The organism is Terrabacter sp. 2YAF2 (assembly GCF_052114705.1).
In the GTDB taxonomy this organism is placed as follows: Bacteria; Actinomycetota; Actinomycetes; order Actinomycetales; family Dermatophilaceae; genus Terrabacter.
Genome location: NZ_JBFRFG010000011.1, coordinates 101,745 through 125,627, shown reverse-complemented (window position 1 = coordinate 125,627; position 23,883 = coordinate 101,745). Strand labels below are relative to the sequence as shown.

The 23,883-nt window shown below is 70.5% G+C and carries 21 protein-coding genes; 19 read left to right on the top strand and 2 right to left on the bottom strand.

Features of this window, described 5'->3' with window-relative positions; translation table 11 throughout:
• The first annotated feature begins 31 nt into the window (after positions 1 to 31).
• From AB4030_RS13980 to AB4030_RS13970, 3 genes are all read left to right on the top strand, one after another.
• A complete protein-coding gene (locus AB4030_RS13980) occupies positions 32 to 511 on the top strand; it encodes an NUDIX hydrolase (protein WP_442279808.1) in 480 nt (159 codons plus the stop codon).
• 212 nt (positions 512 to 723) lie between these two features.
• On the top strand, positions 724 to 969 hold the full coding sequence (locus AB4030_RS13975; RefSeq protein ID WP_442279807.1) for a hypothetical protein: 246 nt from the start codon (positions 724 to 726) through the stop codon (positions 967 to 969).
• A gap of 23 nt (positions 970 to 992) precedes the next feature.
• Positions 993 to 1,997 carry an o-succinylbenzoate synthase gene (locus AB4030_RS13970; RefSeq protein ID WP_442279806.1) on the top strand — a complete coding sequence of 335 codons (1,005 nt, stop codon included), beginning with the start codon at positions 993 to 995 and terminating at the stop codon, positions 1,995 to 1,997.
• A gap of 43 nt (positions 1,998 to 2,040) precedes the next feature.
• Here AB4030_RS13970 and menD read toward each other — a convergent pair whose 3' ends face one another.
• Positions 2,041 to 3,870, bottom strand: a complete 1,830-nt coding sequence (menD, locus tag AB4030_RS13965; protein ID WP_442279805.1) for a 2-succinyl-5-enolpyruvyl-6-hydroxy-3-cyclohexene-1-carboxylic-acid synthase — start codon at positions 3,868 to 3,870, stop codon at positions 2,041 to 2,043.
• Positions 3,871 to 3,881: 11 nt separating this feature from the next.
• Complete coding sequence (locus AB4030_RS13960; RefSeq protein WP_442279804.1) at positions 3,882 to 5,177, bottom strand: isochorismate synthase; 1,296 nt, start codon at positions 5,175 to 5,177, stop codon at positions 3,882 to 3,884.
• A 93-nt stretch (positions 5,178 to 5,270) separates the two neighbouring features.
• On the opposite strand from AB4030_RS13960, the gene AB4030_RS13955 reads away from it, so the two are divergent.
• From AB4030_RS13955 to nuoN, 16 genes are all read left to right on the top strand, one after another.
• Positions 5,271 to 5,963, top strand: coding sequence for a demethylmenaquinone methyltransferase (locus AB4030_RS13955; protein WP_442279803.1), 693 nt, complete (start codon positions 5,271 to 5,273; stop codon positions 5,961 to 5,963).
• Between the two features lie 210 nt (positions 5,964 to 6,173).
• Entirely contained in the window at positions 6,174 to 7,493 is a 1,320-nt protein-coding gene (locus AB4030_RS13950; protein ID WP_442279802.1) for a geranylgeranyl reductase family protein, read from the top strand.
• Between the two features lie 154 nt (positions 7,494 to 7,647).
• Positions 7,648 to 8,007 (top strand): NADH-quinone oxidoreductase subunit A, encoded by a 360-nt coding sequence (locus tag AB4030_RS13945; RefSeq protein ID WP_442279801.1) that lies wholly within the window; start codon positions 7,648 to 7,650, stop codon positions 8,005 to 8,007.
• A 66-nt stretch (positions 8,008 to 8,073) separates the two neighbouring features.
• Positions 8,074 to 8,628, top strand: coding sequence for a NuoB/complex I 20 kDa subunit family protein (locus tag AB4030_RS13940; RefSeq protein WP_030195906.1), 555 nt, complete (start codon positions 8,074 to 8,076; stop codon positions 8,626 to 8,628).
• Entirely contained in the window at positions 8,625 to 9,407 is a 783-nt protein-coding gene (locus tag AB4030_RS13935) for an NADH-quinone oxidoreductase subunit C (protein WP_442279800.1), read from the top strand. Before AB4030_RS13940 ends, AB4030_RS13935 begins: the two co-directional genes overlap by 4 nt.
• On the top strand, positions 9,407 to 10,795 hold the full coding sequence (locus AB4030_RS13930) for an NADH-quinone oxidoreductase subunit D (protein WP_442279799.1): 1,389 nt from the start codon (positions 9,407 to 9,409) through the stop codon (positions 10,793 to 10,795). The genes AB4030_RS13935 and AB4030_RS13930 overlap by 1 nt, the downstream gene beginning before the upstream one ends.
• Positions 10,792 to 11,553, top strand: a complete 762-nt coding sequence (gene nuoE, locus AB4030_RS13925) for an NADH-quinone oxidoreductase subunit NuoE (RefSeq protein WP_442279798.1) — start codon at positions 10,792 to 10,794, stop codon at positions 11,551 to 11,553. The genes AB4030_RS13930 and nuoE overlap by 4 nt, the downstream gene beginning before the upstream one ends.
• Positions 11,550 to 12,893, top strand: a complete 1,344-nt coding sequence (gene nuoF, locus AB4030_RS13920; protein WP_442279797.1) for an NADH-quinone oxidoreductase subunit NuoF — start codon at positions 11,550 to 11,552, stop codon at positions 12,891 to 12,893. Before nuoE ends, nuoF begins: the two co-directional genes overlap by 4 nt.
• Complete coding sequence (locus AB4030_RS13915; protein WP_442279796.1) at positions 12,890 to 15,358, top strand: NADH-quinone oxidoreductase subunit G; 2,469 nt, start codon at positions 12,890 to 12,892, stop codon at positions 15,356 to 15,358. The genes nuoF and AB4030_RS13915 overlap by 4 nt, the downstream gene beginning before the upstream one ends.
• Positions 15,355 to 16,767, top strand: a complete 1,413-nt coding sequence (gene nuoH / locus AB4030_RS13910; protein WP_442279795.1) for an NADH-quinone oxidoreductase subunit NuoH — start codon at positions 15,355 to 15,357, stop codon at positions 16,765 to 16,767. Before AB4030_RS13915 ends, nuoH begins: the two co-directional genes overlap by 4 nt.
• Entirely contained in the window at positions 16,760 to 17,569 is an 810-nt protein-coding gene (gene nuoI / locus AB4030_RS13905) for an NADH-quinone oxidoreductase subunit NuoI (RefSeq protein WP_442279794.1), read from the top strand. The genes nuoH and nuoI overlap by 8 nt, the downstream gene beginning before the upstream one ends.
• The gene (locus AB4030_RS13900) at positions 17,566 to 18,354 is read left to right on the top strand and encodes an NADH-quinone oxidoreductase subunit J (RefSeq protein ID WP_442279793.1); all 789 of its coding nucleotides are present in this window, start codon (positions 17,566 to 17,568) and stop codon (positions 18,352 to 18,354) included. The genes nuoI and AB4030_RS13900 overlap by 4 nt, the downstream gene beginning before the upstream one ends.
• Positions 18,351 to 18,650 carry an NADH-quinone oxidoreductase subunit NuoK gene (gene nuoK / locus AB4030_RS13895; protein ID WP_442279792.1) on the top strand — a complete coding sequence of 100 codons (300 nt, stop codon included), beginning with the start codon at positions 18,351 to 18,353 and terminating at the stop codon, positions 18,648 to 18,650. Before AB4030_RS13900 ends, nuoK begins: the two co-directional genes overlap by 4 nt.
• Before the next feature lie 15 nt (positions 18,651 to 18,665).
• Positions 18,666 to 20,651 (top strand): NADH-quinone oxidoreductase subunit L, encoded by a 1,986-nt coding sequence (gene nuoL / locus AB4030_RS13890; protein ID WP_442279791.1) that lies wholly within the window; start codon positions 18,666 to 18,668, stop codon positions 20,649 to 20,651.
• A gap of 8 nt (positions 20,652 to 20,659) precedes the next feature.
• The gene (locus tag AB4030_RS13885; RefSeq protein WP_442279822.1) at positions 20,660 to 22,261 is read left to right on the top strand and encodes an NADH-quinone oxidoreductase subunit M; all 1,602 of its coding nucleotides are present in this window, start codon (positions 20,660 to 20,662) and stop codon (positions 22,259 to 22,261) included.
• Positions 22,258 to 23,871 carry an NADH-quinone oxidoreductase subunit NuoN gene (gene nuoN / locus AB4030_RS13880; RefSeq protein ID WP_442279790.1) on the top strand — a complete coding sequence of 538 codons (1,614 nt, stop codon included), beginning with the start codon at positions 22,258 to 22,260 and terminating at the stop codon, positions 23,869 to 23,871. The genes AB4030_RS13885 and nuoN overlap by 4 nt, the downstream gene beginning before the upstream one ends.
• Positions 23,872 to 23,883: the final 12 nt, after the last annotated feature.

Sequence of the window (23,883 nt, the reverse complement as noted above, 5' to 3'; positions counted from 1 at the left end):
CGACCCTATCGGCGGGGCTAGGGTCGGACGCATGCCGATCCCTCCCTACGTCGCCCACCTGCGCACCATGGTCGGGCAGGAGCTGCTCTGGATGCCGGGCATCACGGCGGTCGTGCTGCGCGACGGGGAGGGCGGCCCCGAGGTGCTGCTCGTCCGGCGCTCCGACAACGGAGCCTGGACGCCGGTCACGGGCATCGTCGACCCGGGGGAGCACCCGCACGTGACCGCGGTGCGCGAGGTCGAGGAGGAGGCCTGTGTCGTCGCGGAGGTCGAGCGGCTCGTCTGGGTGTCCGCGACGGAGGTGGTGACGCACGTCAACGGCGACCTGGGGCAGTACCTCGACCACACGTTCCGGTGTCGCTGGGTGTCAGGAGAGCCGCGTCCGGGTGACGACGAGTCGACCGACGCCCGCTGGTTCGCGCTCGACGCCCTGCCCGAGATGGCCGAACGACACCGCGACCGCATCACGGTGGCCGTCAACAACCCGGCCGACGTCGTCCTCGGCCACTGATCGCCCCACCCCAATCGAAAGAGCAATCCGTCCGCTCTTCTGGCCCACCACGTGGGCAGGCGGGCGGACGGATTGCTCTTTCGATCGAGGAGAGGAGGCGTGACATCTGTCAGGGGGAGGTGCTGACAACAGGGGCTGGGTCGACGGGCTCCCGCACGCCTACCGTCGAGGGAGGACGGGGCCGACCGGTCCCACGGACGGAGGAGACCGCCGTGTTCTCGCCACGCAACCTCATCATCGCCGGACTCGTGCTCATCGCCGTCGCCCTCGGGTCGTCGGGTCACGGGCTCTGGTGGCTCGTCGGCTTCCTCTGGTTCCTGCCGCACGCCGGGCGGCGTGGGCACGTCTGCGGCCCGGTAGCCCGTCGGCGAGTTGAGCGACGCCGCGACCTGCAGGCCGAGCCCGTCGCGCAACCCGACCCCACCCGCGATCGTCACGAGGCCTTTCCCGCCCGCTGACCCACGTCGGTGATGATGGGGGCATGACGACGCTGCCGCCCATCGACGCGCTCCTCGCGAGGGCACACGTCGTCTCCCTGCCGATGCGGGTCCGCTTCCGTGGCGTCGACGCCCGCGAGGCCCTGCTCCTCGAGGGGCCCTCGGGTTGGGGCGAGTTCAGCCCCTTCGTGGAGTACGCCGACGCTGAGTCGGCGCGCTGGCTCCTCGCCGGCATGGAGGCCGCGTATGCCGTGTGGCCGGCTCCCGTGCGCGACGTCGTCGCCGTCAACGCGACCGTCCCCGCGGTCGGGCCGGAGCGCGTGCCCGAGGTCCTGGCCCGCTTCGACGGGTGCACGACGGCGAAGGTCAAGGTCGCCGAGCGCGGGCAGACGCTCGAGGACGACGTGGACCGCGTCGCTGCCGTCCGGTCCGCGATGGGGCCGTCCGCGCGGATCCGGGTCGACGCCAACGGCGGTTGGGACGTGGAGACCGCCGCCGAGGCGCTGAGGCGGCTCACGGCATACGACCTCGAGTACGCCGAGCAGCCGTGCGCCACGGTCGAGGAGCTCGTCGAGCTGCGAACTGCACTGGCACGCAACGGGGTCGACGTCCGCGTCGCCGCCGACGAGTCGATCCGCAAGGCAGAGGATCCCATCCGGGTGGCGCGGCTCGGCGCCGCCGACATCGTCGTCGTCAAGGTGGCGCCGCTCGGTGGGGTCGCGCGTGCCCTCGAGATCGTCGACGCGTGCGGGCTGCCGGCCGTCGTGTCGTCCGCGCTCGACACCAGCATCGGCATCGCTGCCGGCGTGGCGCTCGCCGCGGCGCTCCCGTCCCTCGACCACGCGTGCGGCCTGGGCACCGTGGGGCTCTTCGACCGCGACGTGTCGGCAACGCCGTGGCGCCCGGCGGGCGGCGTCCTGACGACAGGGCGTGCCGTGCCGGACCCACAGGCTCTCGCCGAGCTCGCGGCACCGCCGGAGCGGCAGCAGTGGTGGCGCGACCGGCTCGTCCGCTGCCATGCGGTGCTTGCGAGCGGCAGCGGCCGGTGATCCAGCTGGCCGGGGCATACGGGCCCGGCTCGAGCAGGACGACTCAGCGGTGCCGGTCCTGGCGGGGCACAACCCGTTGCGCCAGCTCGCGCAGCCAGGTGGCCTCGGCCCGTCGGTCCGCTCGGGAGACCGGGACCTCGAGAACCCTTGTCCCCGAAGGTGACTCGGCAAGTGCGGCCGCCAGCCGACCGAGGTCGTCGATGCGTTCGTATGCCGTGTGGTGGGCCGAGCACAGGGACCCCAGGTCGGTGCCGTGCGGGGTCGCGAAGACACGTTCGAAGGCGCCGGCGTAGCGACGGTCACCCTGCTCGAGGGTGCTGAAGATCGCGCCACCGTCGTCACTGAGGACGACGAAGGTGAGGTCAGGCCGCCGCTGCCCGCGCCCGGTCAGCAGGCCGTTCGAGTCGTGCAGGAACGTCAGGTCGCCGAGGTAGGCGATGCTGCGCGCGGCCCGGGGTCGACCGAGGGCGATGCCGATGGCCGTGGAGACCATGCCGTCGATGCCGGCGAGCCCGCGGTTGCCGACGACGAAGCGGTGCTCGTGGGGGGTCCACGGGGTGGCCATGATGTCGAGGTCGCGCACCGGGTTCGACGAGCCGACGACGAGGGTCGTGTCGGCGGCCACCGCTGCCCCGACCACCGACGCGACGGCGAGGGGTGACAGGCCGTCACCACCCGGCGCCCGGCTCGGATCGCTCGCCGGGGCGGCCAGTCCCGCGTCGATGAGGGTCGACAGCAGGTCGTCGGCGTCCCGCCAGGCGTCGAACCATGCCGCGTCGTCGGGGCCGTCGACGCGAGGCACGACGTCGAGCACGCGGGCGACCTTGCCGGGGTCGGTGGCCACGCCGTCACGTCCGCGGACGGCGAGGACCTCGACGCCGGAGTCGCTGATGAGGTTGGCGACCGGGCGCGACAGGGTCGGGTGACCGACGACGACGACGCGCTCGACGACGTCGCGCAGGTCGGTCGTGAGCAGCAGCCGGCCGGTGCGCAGGGCCTGGCGCCCGATGCGGGCCCCTGACGTCGGCTCGGCCACGAGCGGCCAGTTGGCGGCCTCGGCGAGCAGTCGTGCCGCCGGCCCGGCCTCGTCACCGGCCACGACGACGGTGCGCGGTCCGAGGCGGAGCACCTCCCCGTCGGTCGGCACCGACACCGACGGTTCGACGCCCAGCACCCGCGCCTCCGGCCGCCCCAAGTCCGCCGGGGCGGAGTCGTGGTGGGGTTCCGGGGCAGATCCGCGCATCAAGTCCGCCGGGGCGGAGTTGTGGTGGGGTCCCGGGGCGGATCCGCGCATCAAGTCCGCCGGGGCGGAGTTGTCGGGTCGCTGCCACCACGTGTCCGGGTCCGCGTCCGACGGCAGCAGGTCACCGTCGAGCTGGACGTTGAGCTGGGTCGGGCCACGGCGCGAACAGGCTTGCCCCACAACGAACCCCAGCTCGTCGGGAGACGTGCTGGCTGTGAGGTCGTGGCACGGCGCGAAGGTCCCGAAGATGCCGGCCTGGTCGGTGGTCTGGTTGGCGCCCGTGCCGCGCAGCCGGTCGGGACGGTCCGCGCTGACGACCACCACGCGACGCCCCGTGTGGTGCGCCTCCATGACCGCCGGCAGCAGGTTGCCGACGGCGGTGCCCGACGTCGTGACGACGGCGACCGGTCGTCGTGACCCGGTGGTGAGACCGAGCGCGAGGAATCCTGCCGACCGCTCGTCGACGCGAACGTGCAGGCGCAGGTCGCCGTTCCGGTCGGCGGCATGGAGCGCCAGGGCGAAGGGGGCCGAGCGCGAGCCCGGCGCGAGCACGACGTCTCGGACACCGCCGAGCCACAGCTGCTGCAGCACGTGCAGCGCGAGCTCTGGCGCAGTCCGGTCTCCGGTCACCGTCGCCCCTGTCAGTCGCTCGCGAGCGCGTCGCGCATCGGGATGAGCTTGGCGTCGGACTCGGCGACCTCGGACTCGGGGTCGGACCCGGCGACGATGCCGCACCCGGCATACAGCGTGATCTGCGACGGGTCCTCGGCGTCGAGCGCACCGCTGCGCAGCGCGATGCCCCACGCGCCGTCGCCGCGTGCGTCCATCCAGCCCACGGGCCCGGCGTAGCGGCCCCGGTCCATCTGCTCGAGCTCACCGATCAGCTCGACGGCGCGGGCCGTCGGGGTCCCGCCGACGGCAGCCGACGGGTGGAGCGACGCGGCGAGGGTCAGCGAGGAGGCATCGTCGGCGCTGACGGCGGCGACGTCGGTCGCGAGGTGCATGACGTTGGGCAGGTGCAGGACGAAGGGCGCCTCGGGCACGTTCATCGAGGAGCAGTGCGGGGCGAGGGCCTCTGCGACGGAGCGGACGGCGTACTCGTGCTCCTCGAGGTCCTTCGACGACCGGGCCAGCGAGGCGGCGAGTGCGAGGTCCTTCCCGTCGTCGCCGGTCCGGCGGATCGTGCCGGCGAGCACCCGGGACGTGATGAGGCCCTGGTCGCGGCGCACGAGCAGCTCCGGGGTGGCGCCGACGAGGCCGGCCACCGAGAACACCCAGGTGTTCTCGTAGCGCTCGGCCAGGCGGCGCAGCAGCCAGCGGGGGTCGATGGGGCCCGATGCCGTCGCCATGAGGTCGCGGGCGAGGACGACCTTGTCGACCTCACCCGCACCGATGCGCTGCACGGCCTCGGCGACCGCATGAGCGTAGGCGGCGGGGGAGACCCGGCCGTCGGCGAAGGCCACGTCTCGCGGCGCCTCGGGCTCGCCTGCCACAGAGGGCTTTTCGAGCAGAGTCAGCTGTGGTTCGAGTGAGACGGTCGTGAGCCACCCGTGTCCGTCACGGCGGCCGACGATGGTCGACGGCACGACGAGACGGGCCGACTCGGCAGAGTCCGAGGCGAAGGGGAACGAGCCGAAGCACACGAGCCCCGTGCCCGGTCGCCCGACCTCGTCGCGCACCACCGCGCGCCCGCTGACCTCACGCCACCACGCCTCCGCCGCGCGGAAGCGGTCATCGCCCCTCGACTGGAACGTCAGCGCCGAACCCCACCCGACGAGGCCCTCACCGCGGCGCACCCACGACAGCAGCTCGTCGTGAGGCAGGCCGGAGGGCAGGAAGGCCAGCAGGGAGTCCGCGGCCTCGAGGGGCACCGTGCGGACGACGACCGTCGGTCCCGCTGAGGGGGACGGCGCTCCAGGGGCGGGCAGCGTGGACATCGGTGGCAACTCTACGACCGAACGCCCGGGAACCTCGCCGCGTCGCCGCGGTGCGACCGATGCCACCCCCGTCGCGGGTGCGAGGATGAGCGCATGACCCGTGCGCAGCTGGACAAGAAGCCGGTCGACGTCGCGTCGATGTTCGACACCGTCGCCGAGAAGTACGACGTGACCAACGACGTCCTCTCGCTCGGTCAGGACCGGCTGTGGCGCCGAGCCGTCGTCAAGGCCGTCGACGCCCAGCCGGGGGAGCGCATCCTCGACATCGCCGCGGGAACCGGAACCTCCAGCGAGCCGTGGGCGAACCAGGAGATCGAGGTCGTGCCCGCGGACTTCTCGCTCGGCATGCTCCGGGTCGGTCGTCGTCGCCGCCCCGACATGGCCTTCACGGCCGCCGACGCGATGAGCCTGCCGTTCGCCGACGAGAGCTTCGACGTCGTGACGATGAGCTTCGGTCTGCGCAACGTCGCCGACCCCGAGACCGCGCTGCGCGAGTTCCTCCGCGTCACCAAGCCGGGCGGCCGCCTCCTGATCTGCGAGTTCAGCCAGCCGGTCAACAAGGTCTTCCGCACCGTCTACTCGAACTACCTCATGCGCGCGCTGCCGCCGGTGGCCCGCCGCACGTCGAGCAACCCCGACTCCTACGTCTACCTCGCCGAGTCGATCCGTGCCTGGCCGCCGCAGGGCGAGCTGGCCCGCATCGTCGAGACCGCCGGCTGGCAGCGGGTCGGCTGGACCAACCTCACCGGCGGCATCGTCGCTCTCCACCTCGGGACCAAGCGCTGACGGCATACGACCTCTTGCGTATGCCGCGTGCCCGTCCCGCGGCCACACGTGGCCTCTCGACGTGCGGGAAGCGGCACGACGTGGCCTCTCGACGCTGGGGGGCTGTCGAAGGTAAGGCATGCCTTATCTGACAAGGACGAAAGTGCGGGAATAGACTCCCCGGTAGTTCGTGAAGTTCTTCACAAGCGGTTCGGAAGCGTGCAGGGAGACATGACCAGTTCGAGCGTCGCGCCCAGCCCCCCAGGGGGTGGCGGTGCACCCGTCGAGCGGGCCGACGTCATCGTCGTCGGTGCCGGTCCGGGTGGCAGCGCGACGGCCGCGTACCTCGCTGACCACGGTCTCGACGTCGTCCTCCTCGAGAAGTCGGCGTTCCCGCGCGACAAGATCTGCGGCGACGGCCTGACGCCCCGCGCGACGAAGGAGCTCATCTCCCTCGGCGTAGACACGACCGGCTGGCAGCGCACCAAGGGTCTGCGCATCAAGGGTGGCGGCCACACGCTGCAGCTCGACTGGCCCGAGTCCGACGCCTTCCCCGGCTACGGCATGGTCCGCACCCGCGCCCAGCTCGACGAGGCCCTGGCCCGCCACGCGGTGAGCAGGGGCGCCCAGCTCCACGAGCGCACGAGCGTCTCCGCTCCGCTCCGCGACGCCTCGGGTCGCGTCGCCGGGGTCACCGCCAAGCGCGTCGACGAGTCGGGCCGCGCCACGGGTGAGACGGTCACCTACCGCGCCCCGGTCGTCGTCGCGAGCGACGGCGTCTCGAGCCGTCTCGCGACGGCCGTCGGTCGCCCCAAGCGCGAGGACCGCGTCATGGGCGTGGCCGTCCGGGCGTACTACACCACCCCGAAGCGCGACGACTACCTCGAGAGCCACCTCGAGCTGTGGAGCCGTGACGACGCCGGCAACCGCATCCTCATGCCCGGCTACGGCTGGCTCTTCCCCCTCGAGGACGGTCGCACCAACGTCGGCCTCGGCACGCTCGACACCACGTCGGCCTTCCAGAAGACCGACTACAAGGACGTCATGCGTCGGTGGGTCGAGGACATCTTTCCGGAGTGGCAGCTCGAGCACGACGAGTCGGCCGGCCCGATCCGCGGCGCCGCGCTGCCGATGGGCTTCAACCGCACGCCGCTCTACGCCGACGGCCTGCTCCTCGTCGGCGACTCCGGCGGCATGGTCAACCCCTTCAACGGCGAGGGCATCGACTACGCCCTCGAGGCCGCGCGCCTCGGCGCCGAGCTCGTCGCCCAGGCGATGGCGCGGCCGAGCGACGCTGCCCGCGAGCGGGTGCTCGCGGCATACCCCAAGGTCATGAAGGACGAGCTCGGCGGCTACTTCACCCTCGGTCGGTGGTTCGCCCACGCCATCGGCAACCCCGAGGTCATGCGGCTCGCGACGAAGTACGGCCTGCCGCGCACCCGGCTCATGCCGTTGCTGCTCAAGATCATGGCCAACCTCGCCGACCCGATGAGCAAGGGCGCCAGCGACCGCCTCATCACCGCCCTCTCGCGGCTGGCGCCCAGCGCATGAGCCACGCCTCCGTGGGCGCGACGGTGGCGCCGAGCAGCATCAAGTCGGACGCCCCTAGGATGGGTGCGCCGCGCACCTGCGCCCCTCCAGCCCCCGCAGCCCCTGCCATGCACGCATCGCACGACTCGCACGACCGAAAGGCACGTGACCTCGGATGAACTCCTACGTCCCGATCCTGTTCATGCTGGGGCTCGGCTTCGCGTTCGCCGCGCTGTCGGTCTTCACCTCGCTCGTCGTCGGGCCCAAGCGCTACAACCGCGCCAAGCTCGAGGCCTACGAGTGCGGCATCCAGCCGTCGCCCCAGGCGGCCGGCGGTGGGCGCGTCCCGATCAAGTACTACCTGACGGCGATGCTCTTCATCATCTTCGACATCGAGTCGGTCTTCCTCTATCCGTTCGCGGTGGCCTTCAACAAGCTGGGCCTCTTCGCGCTGGTCGAGATGGTCCTGTTCATCATCACGGTGTTCATCGCGTACGCCTACGTCTGGCGCCGCGGCGGGCTCGAGTGGGACTGACCCCGGATGACGCCGCACCAGCGGCGCACGTCCACGGGTTTCATCAGGAAGGTTAAGGAGTAAGCAATGGGTCTCGAAGAGAAGCTCCCAGCCGGGTTCCTGCTCTCGACGGTCGAGGGCCTCGCCGGCTACATGCGCAAGGCCTCGATCTGGCCGGCCACCTTCGGCCTCGCCTGCTGCGCCATCGAGATGATGGCCGTGGGCACGCCCGACTACGACATCGCCCGGTTCGGCATGGAGCGCTTCTCGGCGACCCCGCGCCAGGCCGACCTCATGATCGTCGCGGGACGCGTGAGCCAGAAGATGGCCCCCGTCGTGCGCCAGGTCTACGACCAGATGCCCAACCCCAAGTGGGTCATCTCGATGGGCGTCTGCGCCAGCTCGGGCGGCATGTTCAACAACTACGCGATCGTCCAGGGCGTCGACCACATCATCCCGGTCGACATCTACCTGCCCGGCTGTCCGCCCCGCCCGCAGATGCTGCTCAACGCGATCATCGAGCTGCACCACCAGATCGAGACCTCGCCGCTCGGCGTCAACCGGGAGAACGCCGCCAAGGCCGCCGAGGCTGCCGCGCTGTCCGCGACGCCGACGCACCAGATGAAGGGCCTGCTCGCATGAGCGACGGCGAGAAGAAGGACGACAAGGGCGCCGTGAACGCCGACACCACCAAGGACCAGTCCTCGGGTCTCACGCCCCACGAGATCGAGCTCGCGCAGCAGCGCACCCCCGCCGAGCCCGAGGTCGTCGGCGTCCGCCACGGCATGTTCGGTGCCACGCAAGGTGCCGACACCACCGGCTACTCCGGCCTCGTCCGGCCGATCCTCGTCGCCGGCGCGTCCGAGCGCCCCTACGGCGGCTACTTCGACGAGATCGCCGACAACCTCGAGCGCGGCCTCGTGGGCGGCACCGCCTCCTACGCCGAGGCCGTCGACCGCGTCGTCGTCGACCGGGGCGAGATGACCATCCACGTCCGCCGCGAGCACCTGCTTGCCGTGGCCCGCGTGCTGCGTGACGACGCCTCGCTGCGCTTCGAGATCGTCACCGGCGTCTCGGGCGTGCACTACCCGAACCGCACCGGTGAGGAGCTGCACGCCGTCTACCACTTCCTGTCGATCACCCACGGCGGGCGGCGGGTCCGCGTCGAGGTCAGCTGCCCCGACGACGACCGCCACATCCCGTCGATCGTCTCCGTCTACCCGGCCAACGACTGGCACGAGCGCGAGACGTGGGACATGTTCGGCATCGAGTTCGACGGCCACCCGGCCCTCACCCGAATCCTCATGCCCGACGACTGGCCGGGCCACCCGCAGCGGAAGGACTACCCCCTCGGCGGCATCCCCGTCGAGTACAAGGGCGCCACCATCCCGCCGCCGGACCAGCGGAGGTCGTACAACTGATGAGCACGCACACCGAGTTCAGCCAGACCGAGGTGCCGGACGCCGGCGCCAACGACGTCTACGCCACGTCCGTGGCCGACGAGCAGGCCAGCGAGGGCGCCCACGTCTTCAACGCCTCCGGCGGCGACTGGAACGACCTCGTCGACGAGGCCACCTCGCTCGGCGAGGAGCGCATCGTCGTCAACATGGGCCCGCAGCACCCGTCGACGCACGGCGTGCTCCGCCTCATCCTCGAGATCGACGGTGAGACGGTGACCGAGGCCCGCGCCGGCATCGGCTACCTCCACACCGGCATCGAGAAGAACATGGAGTACCGCACCTGGGTGCAGGGCGTCACGTTCTGCACGCGCATGGACTACCTCACGCCCATGTTCCAGGAGGCGGCCTACTGCCTCGCAATCGAGAAGCTGCTCGGTATCACCGACCAGATCCCCGAGCGCGCCAACGTCATCCGCGTGCTCATGATGGAGATGACGCGCATCAGCAGCCACCTCATCTGCCTCGGCACCGGTGGCATGGAGATGGGCGCGACGACGGTCATGACCGTCGCCTTCCGTGAGCGCGAGCGGCTGCTCCGCGTCATCGAGATGGTGACCGGCCTGCGCATGAACAACGCCTACATCCGCCCCGGCGGCGTGGCCCAGGACCTGCCGCCCGGCTGCATCGACGCGCTGCGCGAGATGGTCCCCGAGGTCCGCCGCGGTCTCGGCGAGCTCGAGGCCCTGCTCAACGAGAACCCCGTCCTCAAGGGGCGCACCGTCAACGTGGGCGTGCTCAATCTGGCCGGCTGCATGGCCCTCGGCATCACCGGCCCCGTGCTGCGCTCGACGGGCCTGCCGCACGACCTGCGCAAGCTCGACCCCTACTGCGGCTACGAGACCTACGACTTCGAGGTCAAGACGCGCACGAGCCAGGACGCCTACGGCCGCCTCCGCATCCGCATCGACGAGATGTACGAGTCGCTGAAGATCATCGAGCAGGCGACCGACCGTCTCCAGGCGGACGAGGGCCCGATCATGGTGGCCGACAAGAAGATCGCGTGGCCGGCGCAGCTCGCGCTCGGCAGCGACGGTCTCGGCAACAGCCTCGACCACATCCGCGAGATCATGGGCACCTCGATGGAGTCCCTGATCCACCACTTCAAGCTCGTCACCGAGGGCTTCCGGGTGCCGCCCGGCCAGGCCTACGTCGCCATCGAGTCGCCGAAGGGCGAGCTGGGCTGTCACGTCGTCTCCGACGGCGGCACGCGCCCCTACCGCGCGCACTTCCGCGACCCGAGCTTCAACAACCTGCAGGCCGTGGCCGCGATGTGCGAAGGCAGCCAGATCGCCGACGTCATCGTCGCCGTGGCCTCGATCGACCCCGTCATGGGAGGTGTGGACCGTTGAGCGGCCACGACGCTTCAGGCCACCTGCACGTCAGCCCCGAGTCCAAGGCGCCGTATGCCGCCGACGTCCTCGAGAAGCTGCACGCCGACGCCGCCGAGGTCATCGCGCGCTACCCGCAGAAGCGCTCCGCGCTCCTGCCGCTGCTGCACCTCGTGCAGTCGGTCGACGGCTACGTCACGGGCCGTGGCGTGAGCTTCTGCGCCGAGGTGCTCGACCTCACCGAGGCCGAGGTGAGCGGTGTCGCCACCTTCTACACGCAGTACAAGCGCCACCCCAACGGTGACTACACCGTCGGTGTCTGCACCAACACGCTGTGCGCCGTCATGGGCGGCGACCTGATCTTCGACCGGGTCTCCGAGCACCTCGGCATCGGTCACGACGAGACGACCGAGGACGGCAAGATCACCCTCGAGCGCGTCGAGTGCAACGCGGCGTGCGACTACGCGCCGGTCGTCATGGCCAACTGGGAGTTCTTCGACAACCAGACGCCCGAGAGCACGATCGGCCTCGTCGAGGACCTCCGCGCCGGCAAGGACGTCGCCCCGACGCGCGGAGCCGCCAAGGTCTGCACGTTCAAGGAGGTCTCGCGGGTCCTCGCGGGCTTCGAGGACGGTCGCGCCGACGAGGGCGTGGGCGCCGGCCCGGCGTCGCTGCTCGGCCTGAAGATCGCCAACGAGCACGGCTGGGTCGCGCCGGGTTCGGACCGCGGCAACGGCTCGCGCCCATCCACGGCCGACGGCAAGGAGGGATCGAAGTGACCGACACCCTGACCCCGATCCTCACGAAGTTCTGGGACGACCCGCAGTCCTGGACCCTCGCGACGTACGAGCGCCACGACGGCTACAAGGCCCTCACGAAGGCGCTCGACATGGAGCCGCAGGCGATCATCGACGCCGTCAAGGACTCGAGCATCCGTGGCCGCGGCGGCGCCGGCTTCCCGACCGGCATGAAGTGGTCGTTCATGAGCCCGCCCGACGGCGGTCCGCGCTACCTCGTCGTCAATGCCGACGAGTCCGAGCCGGGCACGTGCAAGGACGTGCCGCTCATGATGGCCAACCCGCACGCCCTCATCGAGGGCGTCATCATCGCGTCGTACGCCATCGGCTGCGAGCACGCCTTCATCTACCTTCGTGGTGAGGTCGTCCACGTCTACCGTCGCCTGCTCCGTGCCGTCGAGGAGGCCCGCGCGGCCGGCCACCTCGGCACGAACGTCGGTGGCAAGGGCGTCACGGTCGACATCACGGTGCACGCCGGCGCCGGTGCCTACATCTGTGGTGAGGAGACGGCGCTGCTCGACTCGCTCGAGGGTCGCCGCGGCCAACCGCGCCTCAAGCCGCCGTTCCCCGGCGCGGCGGGCCTCTACGCCCGCCCGACGTCGGTCAACAACGTCGAGTCCATCGCCTCGGTGCCCGGGATCATCCTCGAGGGCTCCGACTGGTTCAAGGGCATGGGCACCGAGAAGTCCACGGGCTTCGGCATCTTCAGCCTCTCGGGCCACGTCACGAACCCCGGCCAGTTCGAGGCCCCGCTCGGCATCACGATGCGCGAGCTCATCGAGCTCGCCGGTGGCATGCGCGGCGGCCGCAAGCTGAAGTTCTGGACGCCCGGTGGTTCGTCCACGCCGATCTTCACCGACGAGCACCTCGACGTGCCGCTCGACTTCGACTCGGTCGCCGCGGCCGGCTCGATGCTCGGCACCCGCGCGCTGCAGGTCTTCGACGAGACCGTCTCGGTCGTGCGCGCCGTCGCCCGGTGGACCGACTTCTACGCCCACGAGTCCTGCGGCAAGTGCACGCCGTGCCGCGAGGGCACGTGGTGGCTGCGCCAGATCATGAACCGCATCGAGGCGGGGGAGGGCACGCAGGACGACATCGACAAGCTCGTCGACATCTGCGACAACATCCTCGGCCGCAGCTTCTGCGCGCTCGGTGACGCGGCGACGAGCCCGATCACGTCGGCCGTCCAGTACTTCCGCGAGGAGTTCGAGGCCGGCATGCACACGCCGGCGCACGAGCTGTTCCCGCCGGAGCGGTCGGTGCTCTTCCCGGTCCCGGCCCCCACGTCGACCAAGGAGTCCAGCGGGATGGTGTCCGCATGACCGTCACGACCTCCCCGTCCGCAGGCGGCAACGCCGTCGACAAGGGCGGCAACGCGCAGGTGCCCCCGAACCCCGACCACGTCGGCCTCACGATCGACGGCGTGCCCGTCAGCGTGCCCAAGGGCACGCTCGTCATCCGGGCCGCCGAGACCGTGGGCATCGAGATCCCGCGCTTCTGCGACCACCCGCTGCTCGACCCGGTCGGGGCGTGCCGCCAGTGCCTCGTCGACGTGGCGATGCCCGACCGTGACGGCAACGTCCGCCCGATGCCCAAGCCGCAGGCCTCGTGCACGATGACGGTGTCCGAGGGCATGGTCGTCAACACGCAGCACACGTCCAAGGTCGCCGACAAGGCGCAGCAGGGCGTCATGGAGCTGCTCCTCATCAACCACCCGCTCGACTGCCCGGTCTGCGACAAGGGCGGCGAGTGCCCCCTGCAGAACCAGGCGATGAGCTCCGGGCGCCCGGTGTCGCGCTTCGAGGACGTCAAGCGCACCTACCCCAAGCCGGTCAACATCTCCTCGCAGGTCCTGCTCGACCGCGAGCGCTGCGTGCTGTGTGCCCGCTGCACCCGCTTCTCCGACCAGGTCGCCGGCGACCCCTTCATCGCGCTCGTCGAGCGTGGCGCGCTCCAGCAGATCGGCATCTACGAGGACAAGCCGTTCGAGAGCTACTTCTCGGGCAACACCGTCCAGATCTGCCCGGTCGGCGCGCTGACCGGCGCCGCCTACCGCTTCCGCAGCCGGCCGTTCGACCTCGTGTCGACGCCGTCGGTCTGCGAGCACTGCGCGAGCGGCTGCGCCATCCGCACCGACCACCGTCGCGGCGTCGTGCTGCGCCGGATGGCGGCCGAGGACCAGGCCGTCAACGAGGAGTGGAACTGCGACAAGGGCCGGTGGGCGTTCACCTACGCCACGCTGCCCGACCGCATCCAGCTGCCGATGGTGCGAGACGACAGCGGCGAGCTCAAGGTCGTCGGCTGGCCCGAGGCCCTTGCGGCCGCGGCTGCCGGACTGTCGCGCGCCCGGACCGCCGGCGTGCTCGTCGGCGGCCGCGTCTCGGCCGAGGACGCCTACGCCTACGGCAAGTTCGCCCGCGTGGTGCTCGGCACGAACGACGTCGACTTCCGCGCCCGGCCGCACTCGGCCGAGGAGGTCGCCTTCCTCGCCGAGCACGTCGCCGCGACCGGCCCCGACAGCGGCGCGGTGACGTACCCCGACCTCGAGGCCGCCAAGGCCGTCCTCCTCGTCGGCTTCGAGCCCGAGGACGAGAGCCCGATCGTCTTCCTGCGCCTGCGCAAGGCCTTCCGCAAGCGCAAGACGCAGGTGTATGCCGTCGCGTCCCACGCGACGCGCGGCCTGGACAAGGTGGGTGGCACCCTGCTGCCGACCGTGCCCGGCCACGAGGCCACGGCCCTGGCCGACCTCGCGGCTCCCGCGCGCGAGGCACTGGCCGCGGGTGGCGTCATCCTCGTCGGTGAGCGCCTCGCCACGGCCCCCGGTGCGCTGCGCGCCGCGGCCGAGCTCGCCGCCGCCACCGGTGCCCGGGTCGCCTGGGTGCCGCGTCGGGCGGGGGAGCGCGGTGCCCTCGAGGCGGGCGCGCTCGGTGCGCTGCTGCCCGGAGGCCGCCCCGTCGCGGACGCCTCGGCTCGCGCCGAGGTCGCCCGGGTCTGGGAGGTCGACCACGTCCCGGCCGCTCCGGCCCGTGACACGGCCGGCATCATCGCCGCGGCTGCTGCGGGAGACATCGAGGCCCTGCTCGTCGGCGGCGTCGACCCGTCCGACCTCGGTGACGCGGCTGCCGCCGCGGCGCTCGAGAAGGCGTTCGTCGTCTCCCTGGAGCTGCGCGAGTCGCCCGTCACGGCTGTCGCCGACGTCGTGCTGCCCGTCGCGCCGCAGGCCGAGAAGACCGGCACCTACGTCAACTGGGAAGGCCGCGTCCGCGCCTTCCAGGAGGCGCTGGAGAGCAACGCCGTCAGCGACCACCGCGCCCTCGACATGCTCGCCGGCGAGATGGGCGTCTTCCTCGAGACCCGCACGCAGCACGAGATCCACGCCCAGTTCGAGGCCCTCGGGCCCTGGGGTGGGGACCGCGCCACGAGCGCTCCGGAGGGCCAGCGCGCCGCCGCGGCGCCGGTGGGCACCGGCGACTTCGTCCTGTCCACCTGGGCCACGCTGCTCGACGCCGGCCGCATGCAGGACGGCGAGCCGTTCCTGGCCGGCACCGCACCGCTCGCGGTCGCGCGCCTGTCCGCGGCCTCGGCCACCGGGCTCGGCGTCGTCGACGGCGACGCCGTCACCGTGACCGGCCCCGTGGGCAGCGTCACGCTGCCGGCGGCCGTCACCGAGGACATGGTCGACGGTGTCGTCTGGCTCCCGACCAACGCGAAGGACTGCTCGATCCGCACGGGCCTCGGCACCGATGCCGGTGGCCGCGTCCACGTCACGAAGGGTGGTGCGGCATGAGCCTCGGCCTGACCGCATACGGGGTGGCGGCCGCGCTGCCCATGACCGAGAACCCCACGGCCGACTTCAGCGACACCCCGTGGTGGCTGGCCCTGATCAAGGCCGTCGGCATCTTCGTCTACCTGCTCATCTCGACGCTGCTCGTCATCTGGTTCGAGCGCCGCGTCATCGGCCGCATGCAGCAGCGCCCGGGCCCGAACCGCAACGGTCCCTTCGGTCTGCTCCAGACCCTCGCCGACGGCATGAAGTCGATGCTCAAGGAAGACATCACGCCGGCCCGCGCCGAGAAGCTCATCTACACCCTCGCGCCGCTCATCGCCGCGACGATGGCGTTCGTCTCCTTCGCGATCATCCCGGTCGGCGGCACGGTGTCGATGTTCGGCCACCGGACGCCCCTGCAGGTGACCGACGTCCCCGTCGCCGTCCTGCTCGTGCTCGCCGTCGCCTCGGTCGGCGTCTACGGCATCATCCTCGCCGGCTGGAGCTCGGGCTCGACCTACCCGCTGCTCGGTGGCCTGCGCTCGACCGCCCAGGTCATCAGCTACGAGATCGCCATGGGCCTCTCGCTCGTCGCGATCTTCCTCTACAGCGGCTCGATGTCGACCTCGGCCATCGTCTCGGCGCAGAGCTCGCTCTGGTATATCCTCCCGGCGTTCTTCAGCTTCGCCGTCTACGTCATCACCATGGTCGGCGAGACCAACCGTCTGCCCTTCGACCTCGCCGAGGGCGAGGGCGAGCTGACCGGTGGCTTCCACACCGAGTACTCCTCGATGCGCTTCGCGATGTTCTTCCTCGGCGAGTACGTCAACATGTTCACCGTCTCGGCCCTCGCCACCACCTTGTTCCTCGGTGGCTGGCAGGCCCCGCCGTTCATCTCGGCGATCAACGACAACATGTTCGGCGGCGGCTGGTGGGGCCTGCTGTGGTTCACCGCCAAGCTGTGGCTGTTCATGTTCATCTTCGTCTGGCTCCGTGGCTCCCTGCCGCGCGTGCGCTACGACCAGTTCATGCGCTTCGGCTGGAAGTTCCTCATCCCGATCACCCTGGCCTGGGTCGTCGCCGTCGCGTTCATCCGCGGCGCGCAGCTCGGCTTCCTCGGTGACAGCAAGCTGACCTTCGCGAACCGCGAGCTGTCGGTGGCCACCGTCGTCATCGTGGGCATCGTCGCCGTCATCGCCCTCGCCGCGGCGTGGATCTGGGACGACAAGCGCGCCGCCCGGGCCGCTGCCGAGGACGAGACGCCGCCGGAGGAGATCGACCCCTTCGAGGACGGCTACCCCGTGCCGCCACTGCCGGGCCAGCGCCTCGCCGAACCGACCCCGCGCCTGTCCTCGTCGCGGCAGCCCGTGCTGACGACGAGCAGCGCCGCCAGCACCTCGACCGCCGTCAAGGAGGAGGACCATGGCTGACGACACCGTCGGCAAGCACGTGTCGCCCCGGAGCCCCGCCCAGGGCTCGGAGGTCGGCGCGCCGCGTGACCAGCGATCCGGCAGCGACGAGCGCGAGAAGGGCTTCCTCTCGGAGCTGTTCGCGCCGGTGGCCGGGTTCGGGGTGTCGTTCTCGACGATGTTCCGCAAGGTCGCCACCGAGGAGTACCCGGAGAAGCCGCGCCCCACGGCGCCGCGCTTCCACGGGCGCCACCAGCTCAACCGCTACCCGGACGGGCTCGAGAAGTGCATCGGCTGCGAGCTGTGCGCCTGGGCCTGCCCGGCCGACGCGATCCTCGTCGAGGGCGCCGACAACGACGACACCCCGCTCGACCAGGGTGGCAAGGGCCGGTTCAGCCCCGGCGAGCGCTACGGCCGCGTCTACCAGATCAACTACCTGCGCTGCATCTTCTGCGGCCTGTGCATCGAGGCGTGCCCGACCCGCGCCCTGACGATGACGAACTTCTACGAGCTCGCCGACAACGACCGCGGCAAGCTGATCTTCACCAAGGACCAGCTGCTCGCCCCGCTCCAGAGCGGCATGCTGACGGCACCGTTCCCGATGTCCGACGGGCTCGAGGAGCGCGACTACTACCAGGGCAAGGTCAGCGGACCGACGGACGCGCAGCGCGCCTACGTCGAGGCCCGCGACGCGGTTGCGGACGACGACGACGCGTATGCCGGCGGACCGGGCAACGTCGGGGCCGCCGTGCCCGGGGCCCACGACATCGTGCACTCGACCCACCCGACCGCTGCAGACACCCGGGAAGGGGCCAACCCGTGACCTCCACCGCCGAAGCCGTCGGCTTCTGGCTGCTCGCCCCGGTCGCGGTCATCGCCGCGATGGGCCTGCTCTTCGCCAAGAAGGCCGTCCACGCCGCCCTCGGCGTGGCGCTTGTCATGTGCATCCTCGGGATCTTCTACATCATGCAGAAGGCCGACTTCCTCGGGATCGTGCAGGTGTTCGTCTACACCGGCGCCGTGATGATGCTCTTCCTCTTCGTCCTCATGCTCGTGGGCGTCGACTCGTCCGACTCGATCGTCGAGACGATCAAGGGCCAGCGCTGGGCCTCCCTGGTCCTCGTCGTCGGCCTCGCCGGTGTGCTCGTCTTCTCGCTCGGCCAGGTCGTCTTCGACCAGCAGAGCGTGCAGGCTGGCATGGACAAGCTCGTCGCGAGCAACGCCGACACCGGCAACGTGACCGGGCTCGCCGAGCTGATCTTCGGTCAGTACGTCTGGATCTTCGAGGTCACCTCCGCGCTGCTCATCACGGCCGCCCTCGGCGCCATGGTGCTGGCCCACCGCGAGCGCCTGACGCCGCGCATCACCCAGGCCGAGTGGGCCGCCAAGCGCGTCCGCGACAACAAGAACGTCGCGGGCCTGCCCGCGCCCGGTGTCTACGCCCGCCACAACGCGGTGGACACCCCGGCGCTGCTGCCCGACGGCACGCCCAGCGACCTGTCCGTCTCGCGCGTCCTCGTGGCCCGTGACCAGGTCGCGACCGCCGACGGCTTCAAGGACGTCGAGCGGCACATGGAGCGCGAGATCGAGGAAGGTCGGTCCAAGTGAGCCCGATGCACTACGTCTACCTCTCGGTGCTGCTCTTCGCGATCGGCACGGCCACCGTGCTGATCCGACGCAACGCGATCATCGTCTTCATGGGTGTCGAGCTCATGCTCAACGCGACGAACCTCGCCCTCGTCACCTTCTCCCGGATGCACGGCGCCCTCGACGGGCAGGTCATGGCCCTGTTCGTCATGGTCGTCGCAGCCGCGGAGGTCGTCGTCGGGCTCGCCATCATCATGGCGATCTTCCGCGCCCGCCGTTCGGCCTCGGTCGACGACGCCAACCTGCTGAAGCTGTAAGGAGCGCCGCCCACCATGGGAACTCTCGTCCAGACGCTCGCGAGCTCGTCGAGCACGCTGAGCACGTATGCCGTGGGCCTCGCCACGCACGAAGGTGAGGCGCACGCCGCCAGCGGGGTGACGGCATACGCGTGGCTGCTCGTCGCGCTGCCGCTGCTCGGCGCCGCCATCCTGCTCCTCGGTGGCCGCCGCACCGACTCGTTCGGTCCTGTGCTGGCGACCTGCCTGTCGTGGGGCGCGTTCGTCGTCGGCGCGGTCGTCTTCCTCGCGATGCTCGGCCGCGGCGCCGAGGACCGCGCGGTCAGCATCAACCTCTACGACTGGATCGCGGACGGTTCGTTCAAGCTGAGCGCCGGGCTACTCGTCGACCAGCTGTCGATGGTCTTCGTCCTGCTCATCACCTTCGTCGGCTCGCTCATCCACGTGTACTCGATCGGGTACATGGAGCACGACCCCGACAAGCGGCGCTTCTTCGCCTACCTCAACCTCTTCGTCGCGGCGATGCTCCTGCTCGTGCTCGCCAACTCCTACCTGCTGCTCTACGTCGGCTGGGAGGGCGTGGGCCTCGCGAGCTACCTGCTCATCGGCTTCTGGAACTACAACCCGGCTTACGCGACGGCGGCCAACAAGGCGTTCGTGGCCAACCGCGTCGGTGACTTCGGCCTGTCCATCGCGATCATCGTGATGTTCTTCCACTTCGGTGCCGTCGACTTCGCGACGGTGCTCGGCGCGGCCGGCAGCAACGCCAACCAGGGCTTCATGACCGCCATCGGCCTGATGCTGCTGCTCGGTGCCTGTGGCAAGTCGGCCCAGTTCCCGCTGCAGAGCTGGCTCGGCGACGCCATGGCCGGCCCGACGCCGGTGTCGGCGCTCATCCACGCGGCAACGATGGTCACGGCCGGTGTCTACCTCGTCGTGCGCTCGTCGCCGATCTTCCAGGCGGCACCCACGGCCCAGCTCGTCGTCGTCATCGTCGGGGCGATCACCCTGCTCTTCGGTGCCGTCGTCGGTTGCGCCAAGGACGACATCAAGAAGGCCCTCGCGGCCTCGACGATGAGCCAGATCGGCTACATGATGCTCGCTGCGGGCCTCGGCCCGGTCGGCTACGCCTTCGCGATCTTCCACCTGCTCATGCACGGCTTCTTCAAGGCCGGCATGTTCCTCGGCGCCGGGTCGGTCATGCACGGCATGAACGACCAGGTCGACATGCGCCGTTTCGGCGGTCTCTCCGGTGCCATGAAGATCACGTGGGCCACCTTCGGCATCGGCTGGCTCGCCATCCTCGGGGTGCCGCCGTTCTCCGGCTTCTGGTCCAAGGACAAGATCATCGAGGCCGCCTTCATCGGTGAGGGCTGGCGCCCGTGGGTCTTCGGTATGGCCGCCCTCATCGGTGCCGGCATCACGGCCTTCTACATGTCCCGCCTGTTCTTCATGACCTTCCACGGCAAGAAGCGCTGGACCGACGACGTGCACCCGCACGAGTCGGGCAGCCTCATGACGATCCCGATGATCGTGCTCGCCGTCGGGTCGGCCTTCCTCGGCCTCATCCTGGGCCCCACGGGTTTCTTCAACACGTGGCTCGAGCCGGTCACCGGTGCCGAGCCCGCGGGCGCCGAGCCGGTGATCCCCGTGCCGGTGCTCATGGCCCTGACGCTGATCCTCGTGGCGGCCGGCGGTGCGCTGGCCTGGATGCGCTACTGGCGTGACGAGGTCCCGGCCACGGCCCCCACGGGCTCGCTGCTCACGCAGGCCGCGCGCAAGGACCTCTACCAGGACCAGGTCAACGAGGCTCTCCTCATGCGACCCGGTATCCACCTCACGCGCTCGCTCGTCTTCGCGGACAGCAAGGGCGTGGACGGCGCGGCCGGTGGCCTCGCCGCCCTCGTCGGCGGGACGAGCTCCCGCCTGCGCAAGCTGCAGAACGGCTTCGCGCGCTCCTATGCCCTGACGATGCTCGCTGGTGTCGTCGCCATCCTCGGTGCTCTTTGGGTGATGTCCTGATGACCGCAATGTCCACCGTCCCCTGGCTGACGATCCTCGGCCTCATCCCGCTCGTCGGCGCGCTGGTCGTCGCCTTCGCGCCGGGGACCGCCGAGAGCGCCAAGCGGATGGCGATCGGCTTCTCCGTCGTGACGCTCGTCGTCGGCATCATCGCCGCGACACAGTTCGACCGTGGGTCGAGTGCCCAGTTCCAGCTCGGTGAGCAGCACTCGTGGATCCCGCAGTTCGGTGTCAGCTACGCCCTCGGCGTCGACGGCATCGCCCTCGTGCTCATCCTCATGGCCCTCGTGCTGACGCCGATCTGCCTGCTCGCCGCCTGGCACGACGTGCCCGAGGAGCCCGGCCGTAACGGCGCTCAGCGCGTCAAGACCTACTTCGCGCTGATCCTCGTGCTCGAGACGTTCATGGTCGGGGTGTTCGCCGCCACCGACGTGTTCCTCTTCTACGTCTTCTTCGAGGCGATGCTCATCCCGGTCTACTTCCTCATCGGCCGCTTCGGCGGTCCGCGCCGGCAGTACGCCGCGATGAAGTTCCTGCTCTTCTCGCTGGCCGGCGGGCTCATCATGCTCGTCGCCGTCATCGCCCTCTACCTGCAGGGCCCCGGCGGCACCGACGGCTTCCTCATCGAGCGCCTCACCGGCCTCTCGATGGACCCGACCACCGAGCGGCTGCTCTTCGTCGGCTTCTTCTTCGCCTTCGCGGTCAAGGCGCCGATGGTGCCGTTCCACACCTGGCTGCCCGACGCCGCCACCGAGTCCTCGCCGGCGACGGCGACGCTCCTCGTCGGCGTGCTCGACAAGGTCGGGACGTTCGGGATGATCCGCTTCTGCCTGCAGCTCTTCCCGCAGGCGAGCGAGTGGGCGACGCCCGTCGTCGTGGCCCTCGCGGTGCTCTCCGTCATCTACGGCGCGCTCCTCGCCATCGGCCAGACCGACATGATGCGCCTGGTGTCCTACACGTCGGTGAGCCACTTCGGCTTCATCGTGCTGGGGATCTTCGCGTTCACGACGGTGGGCCAGGGCGGCTCGACGCTCTACATGGTCAACCACGGCTTCTCGACGGCAGCGCTGTTCCTCTTCGCGGCCATGCTGGTCCGGCGCCGGGGGAGCAAGCGCATCCCCGACTTCGGTGGGTGGCAGCGCATCACGCCGGCACTCGCGGGCATCTTCCTCGTCGCGGGTCTGTCCGGCCTCGCCCTCCCGGGCCTGTCGAGCTTCGTCTCGGAGTTCCTCGTGCTCGTCGGCAGCTTCTCGACGCAGCCGGTGGCGGCGGTCATCGCGACCTCCGGCATCATCCTCGCCGCGCTCTACATCCTGCTCATGTACAAGAAGGTCATGACCGGCCCGAAGCCCGAGGGCCTCGTGGGCGAGCGCGAGCACGACCGGCTCGACGAGCGCGGCCGTCGCGGCCTCACCGCCGTGCGTGACCTGACGACGCGCGAGAAGCTCGTCGCCGCCCCGTTGATCATCGCCTTCGTCGTGCTCGGCTTCGTGCCGAACATCGCGCTGAACGTCATCAACCCGGCCGTCGACAAGACCCTGTCGCACGTCCAGCACGCCATTCCGAACCTCAACACGACCGGCACCGTGGCCGAAGGGAGCTCGAAGTGACCGCCGTCGCTCCGCTGGCGCTGCCCGCACTTCCCGCAGCGTTCCAGCAGTCGAACGTCGAATACCTCGCAGTCCTGCCGCTGCTCATCGTCTTCGTGACGGCCCTGGTGGGCGTCCTCGTCGAGGCCTTCGCCCCTCGTGAGCGTCGGCATGTCATCCAGGTGACGCTCGCGGTCGTCGGTCTGATCGCAGCGGCCGCGTCGATCATCCTCGCGGCCAAGCACCAGGGCCTGACGATGGGCCTGACGGACGGCACGACCAGCCACCAGCTCTTCGCCCTGGCGATCGACGGCCCGGCGCTCTTCATGCAGGGCGCGATCCTGCTCATGGGTGTGCTCGGCGTCCTCACCATGGCCGAGCGGTTCGGCGGCGTCGGCCCCGACGCGTTCACCCCGAGCGGTGCGTCGACGCCGGGCTCGGCCACCGAGACGGCGGCGGCCCGTGCAGGCGCGCTGACGTCCGAGGTCTTCCCGCTGACGATGTTCGCGATCTTCGGCATGATGCTCTTCCCGACGACGAACGACCTCATCGGCATGTTCGTCGCGCTCGAGGTGCTCTCGCTGCCGCTCTACATCCTCTCGGGCCTGGCCCGCCGTCGGCGACTGCTCTCGCAGGAGGCCTCGCTCAAGTACTTCCTGCTCGGCGCGTTCAGCTCGGCCTTCTTCCTCTTCGGCACGGCCCTGCTCTACGGCTACGCCGGATCGGTCTACTTCGGCGACCTCTCCAGGGCGATCGCCGCCGGCCCGCTGGCGATGAACGGCCTGCTGGTGCCCGGTGCGTTCCTCGTCTTCGTCGGCCTGCTCTTCAAGGTCGGTGCGGTGCCGTTCCACGCGTGGACGCCCGACGTCTACCAGGGCGCTCCGACGCCGGTCACCGGCTTCATGGCCGCGTGCACCAAGGCGGCCGCGTTCGGCGCGATCCTGCGCCTGGCCTACGTCGGGCTCGACACCGCCCGCTGGGAGTGGACCAACGCACTGGTCCTCGTCGCGATCCTGACGATGGTCGTCGGTTCGGTGCTCTCGGTCACCCAGACCGACATGAAGCGCCTGCTCGCCTACTCCTCGATCGCGCACGCGGGCTTCATCCTCGTCGGCGTGCTCGCCTTCGACCGCAAGGGCGTCGGCGCGGTGCTGTTCTACCTTGTCGCCTATGGCTTCTCGACGATCGCGGCCTTCGCCATCGTCTCGATCGTGCGCCAGAACGGCGCCGAGGCGACGCACCTGTCCCAGTGGGCCGGTCTCGGCAAGCGCTACCCGGTCGTGGCCGGGGCCTTCGCCTTCCTCATGCTCGCCTTCGCCGGCATCCCGCTGACCTCGGGCTTCGTCTCGAAGTTCGGGGTGTTCTCGGCGGCCGTCGGCACCGGGGGCGCGACGGGCACGGTCCTCGCCGTGGTCGGCGTCGTGTGCAGCGCGATCACGGTGTTCGTCTATGCGCGGGTCATCGTCCTGATGTTCTTCAGCGACGCCGCCGACGACGCGGTCGAGGTCGTGACGCCGTCGGTGTCGACGACCTTCTCGATCGCCATCGGCACGCTCATCACGCTGGCCCTCGGCGTCCTGCCGTCCGCGCTGCTCGACCTGGCCGACCGCGCCTCGCAGTTCGTCCGATGACGGCGCCGGCAC

Bases quoted from the DNA above. Each gene is read 5' to 3' on its own strand.
- AB4030_RS13980 (WP_442279808.1), top strand. From the start codon at position 32: ATGCCGATCCCTCCCTACGTCGCCCACCTGCGCACCATGGTCGGGCAG.
- AB4030_RS13970 (WP_442279806.1), top strand. From the start codon at position 993: ATGACGACGCTGCCGCCCATCGACGCGCTCCTCGCGAGGGCACACGTC.
- AB4030_RS13960 (WP_442279804.1), bottom strand. From the start codon at position 5,177: ATGTCCACGCTGCCCGCCCCTGGAGCGCCGTCCCCCTCAGCGGGACCG.
- AB4030_RS13955 (WP_442279803.1), top strand. From the start codon at position 5,271: ATGACCCGTGCGCAGCTGGACAAGAAGCCGGTCGACGTCGCGTCGATG.
- AB4030_RS13950 (WP_442279802.1), top strand. From the start codon at position 6,174: ATGACCAGTTCGAGCGTCGCGCCCAGCCCCCCAGGGGGTGGCGGTGCA.
- AB4030_RS13945 (WP_442279801.1), top strand. From the start codon at position 7,648: ATGAACTCCTACGTCCCGATCCTGTTCATGCTGGGGCTCGGCTTCGCG.
- AB4030_RS13940 (WP_030195906.1), top strand. From the start codon at position 8,074: ATGGGTCTCGAAGAGAAGCTCCCAGCCGGGTTCCTGCTCTCGACGGTC.
- AB4030_RS13935 (WP_442279800.1), top strand. From the start codon at position 8,625: ATGAGCGACGGCGAGAAGAAGGACGACAAGGGCGCCGTGAACGCCGAC.
- AB4030_RS13930 (WP_442279799.1), top strand. From the start codon at position 9,407: ATGAGCACGCACACCGAGTTCAGCCAGACCGAGGTGCCGGACGCCGGC.
- AB4030_RS13915 (WP_442279796.1), top strand. From the start codon at position 12,890: ATGACCGTCACGACCTCCCCGTCCGCAGGCGGCAACGCCGTCGACAAG.
- nuoH (WP_442279795.1), top strand. From the start codon at position 15,355: ATGAGCCTCGGCCTGACCGCATACGGGGTGGCGGCCGCGCTGCCCATG.
- nuoI (WP_442279794.1), top strand. From the start codon at position 16,760: ATGGCTGACGACACCGTCGGCAAGCACGTGTCGCCCCGGAGCCCCGCC.
- nuoL (WP_442279791.1), top strand. From the start codon at position 18,666: ATGGGAACTCTCGTCCAGACGCTCGCGAGCTCGTCGAGCACGCTGAGC.
- AB4030_RS13885 (WP_442279822.1), top strand. From the start codon at position 20,660: ATGTCCACCGTCCCCTGGCTGACGATCCTCGGCCTCATCCCGCTCGTC.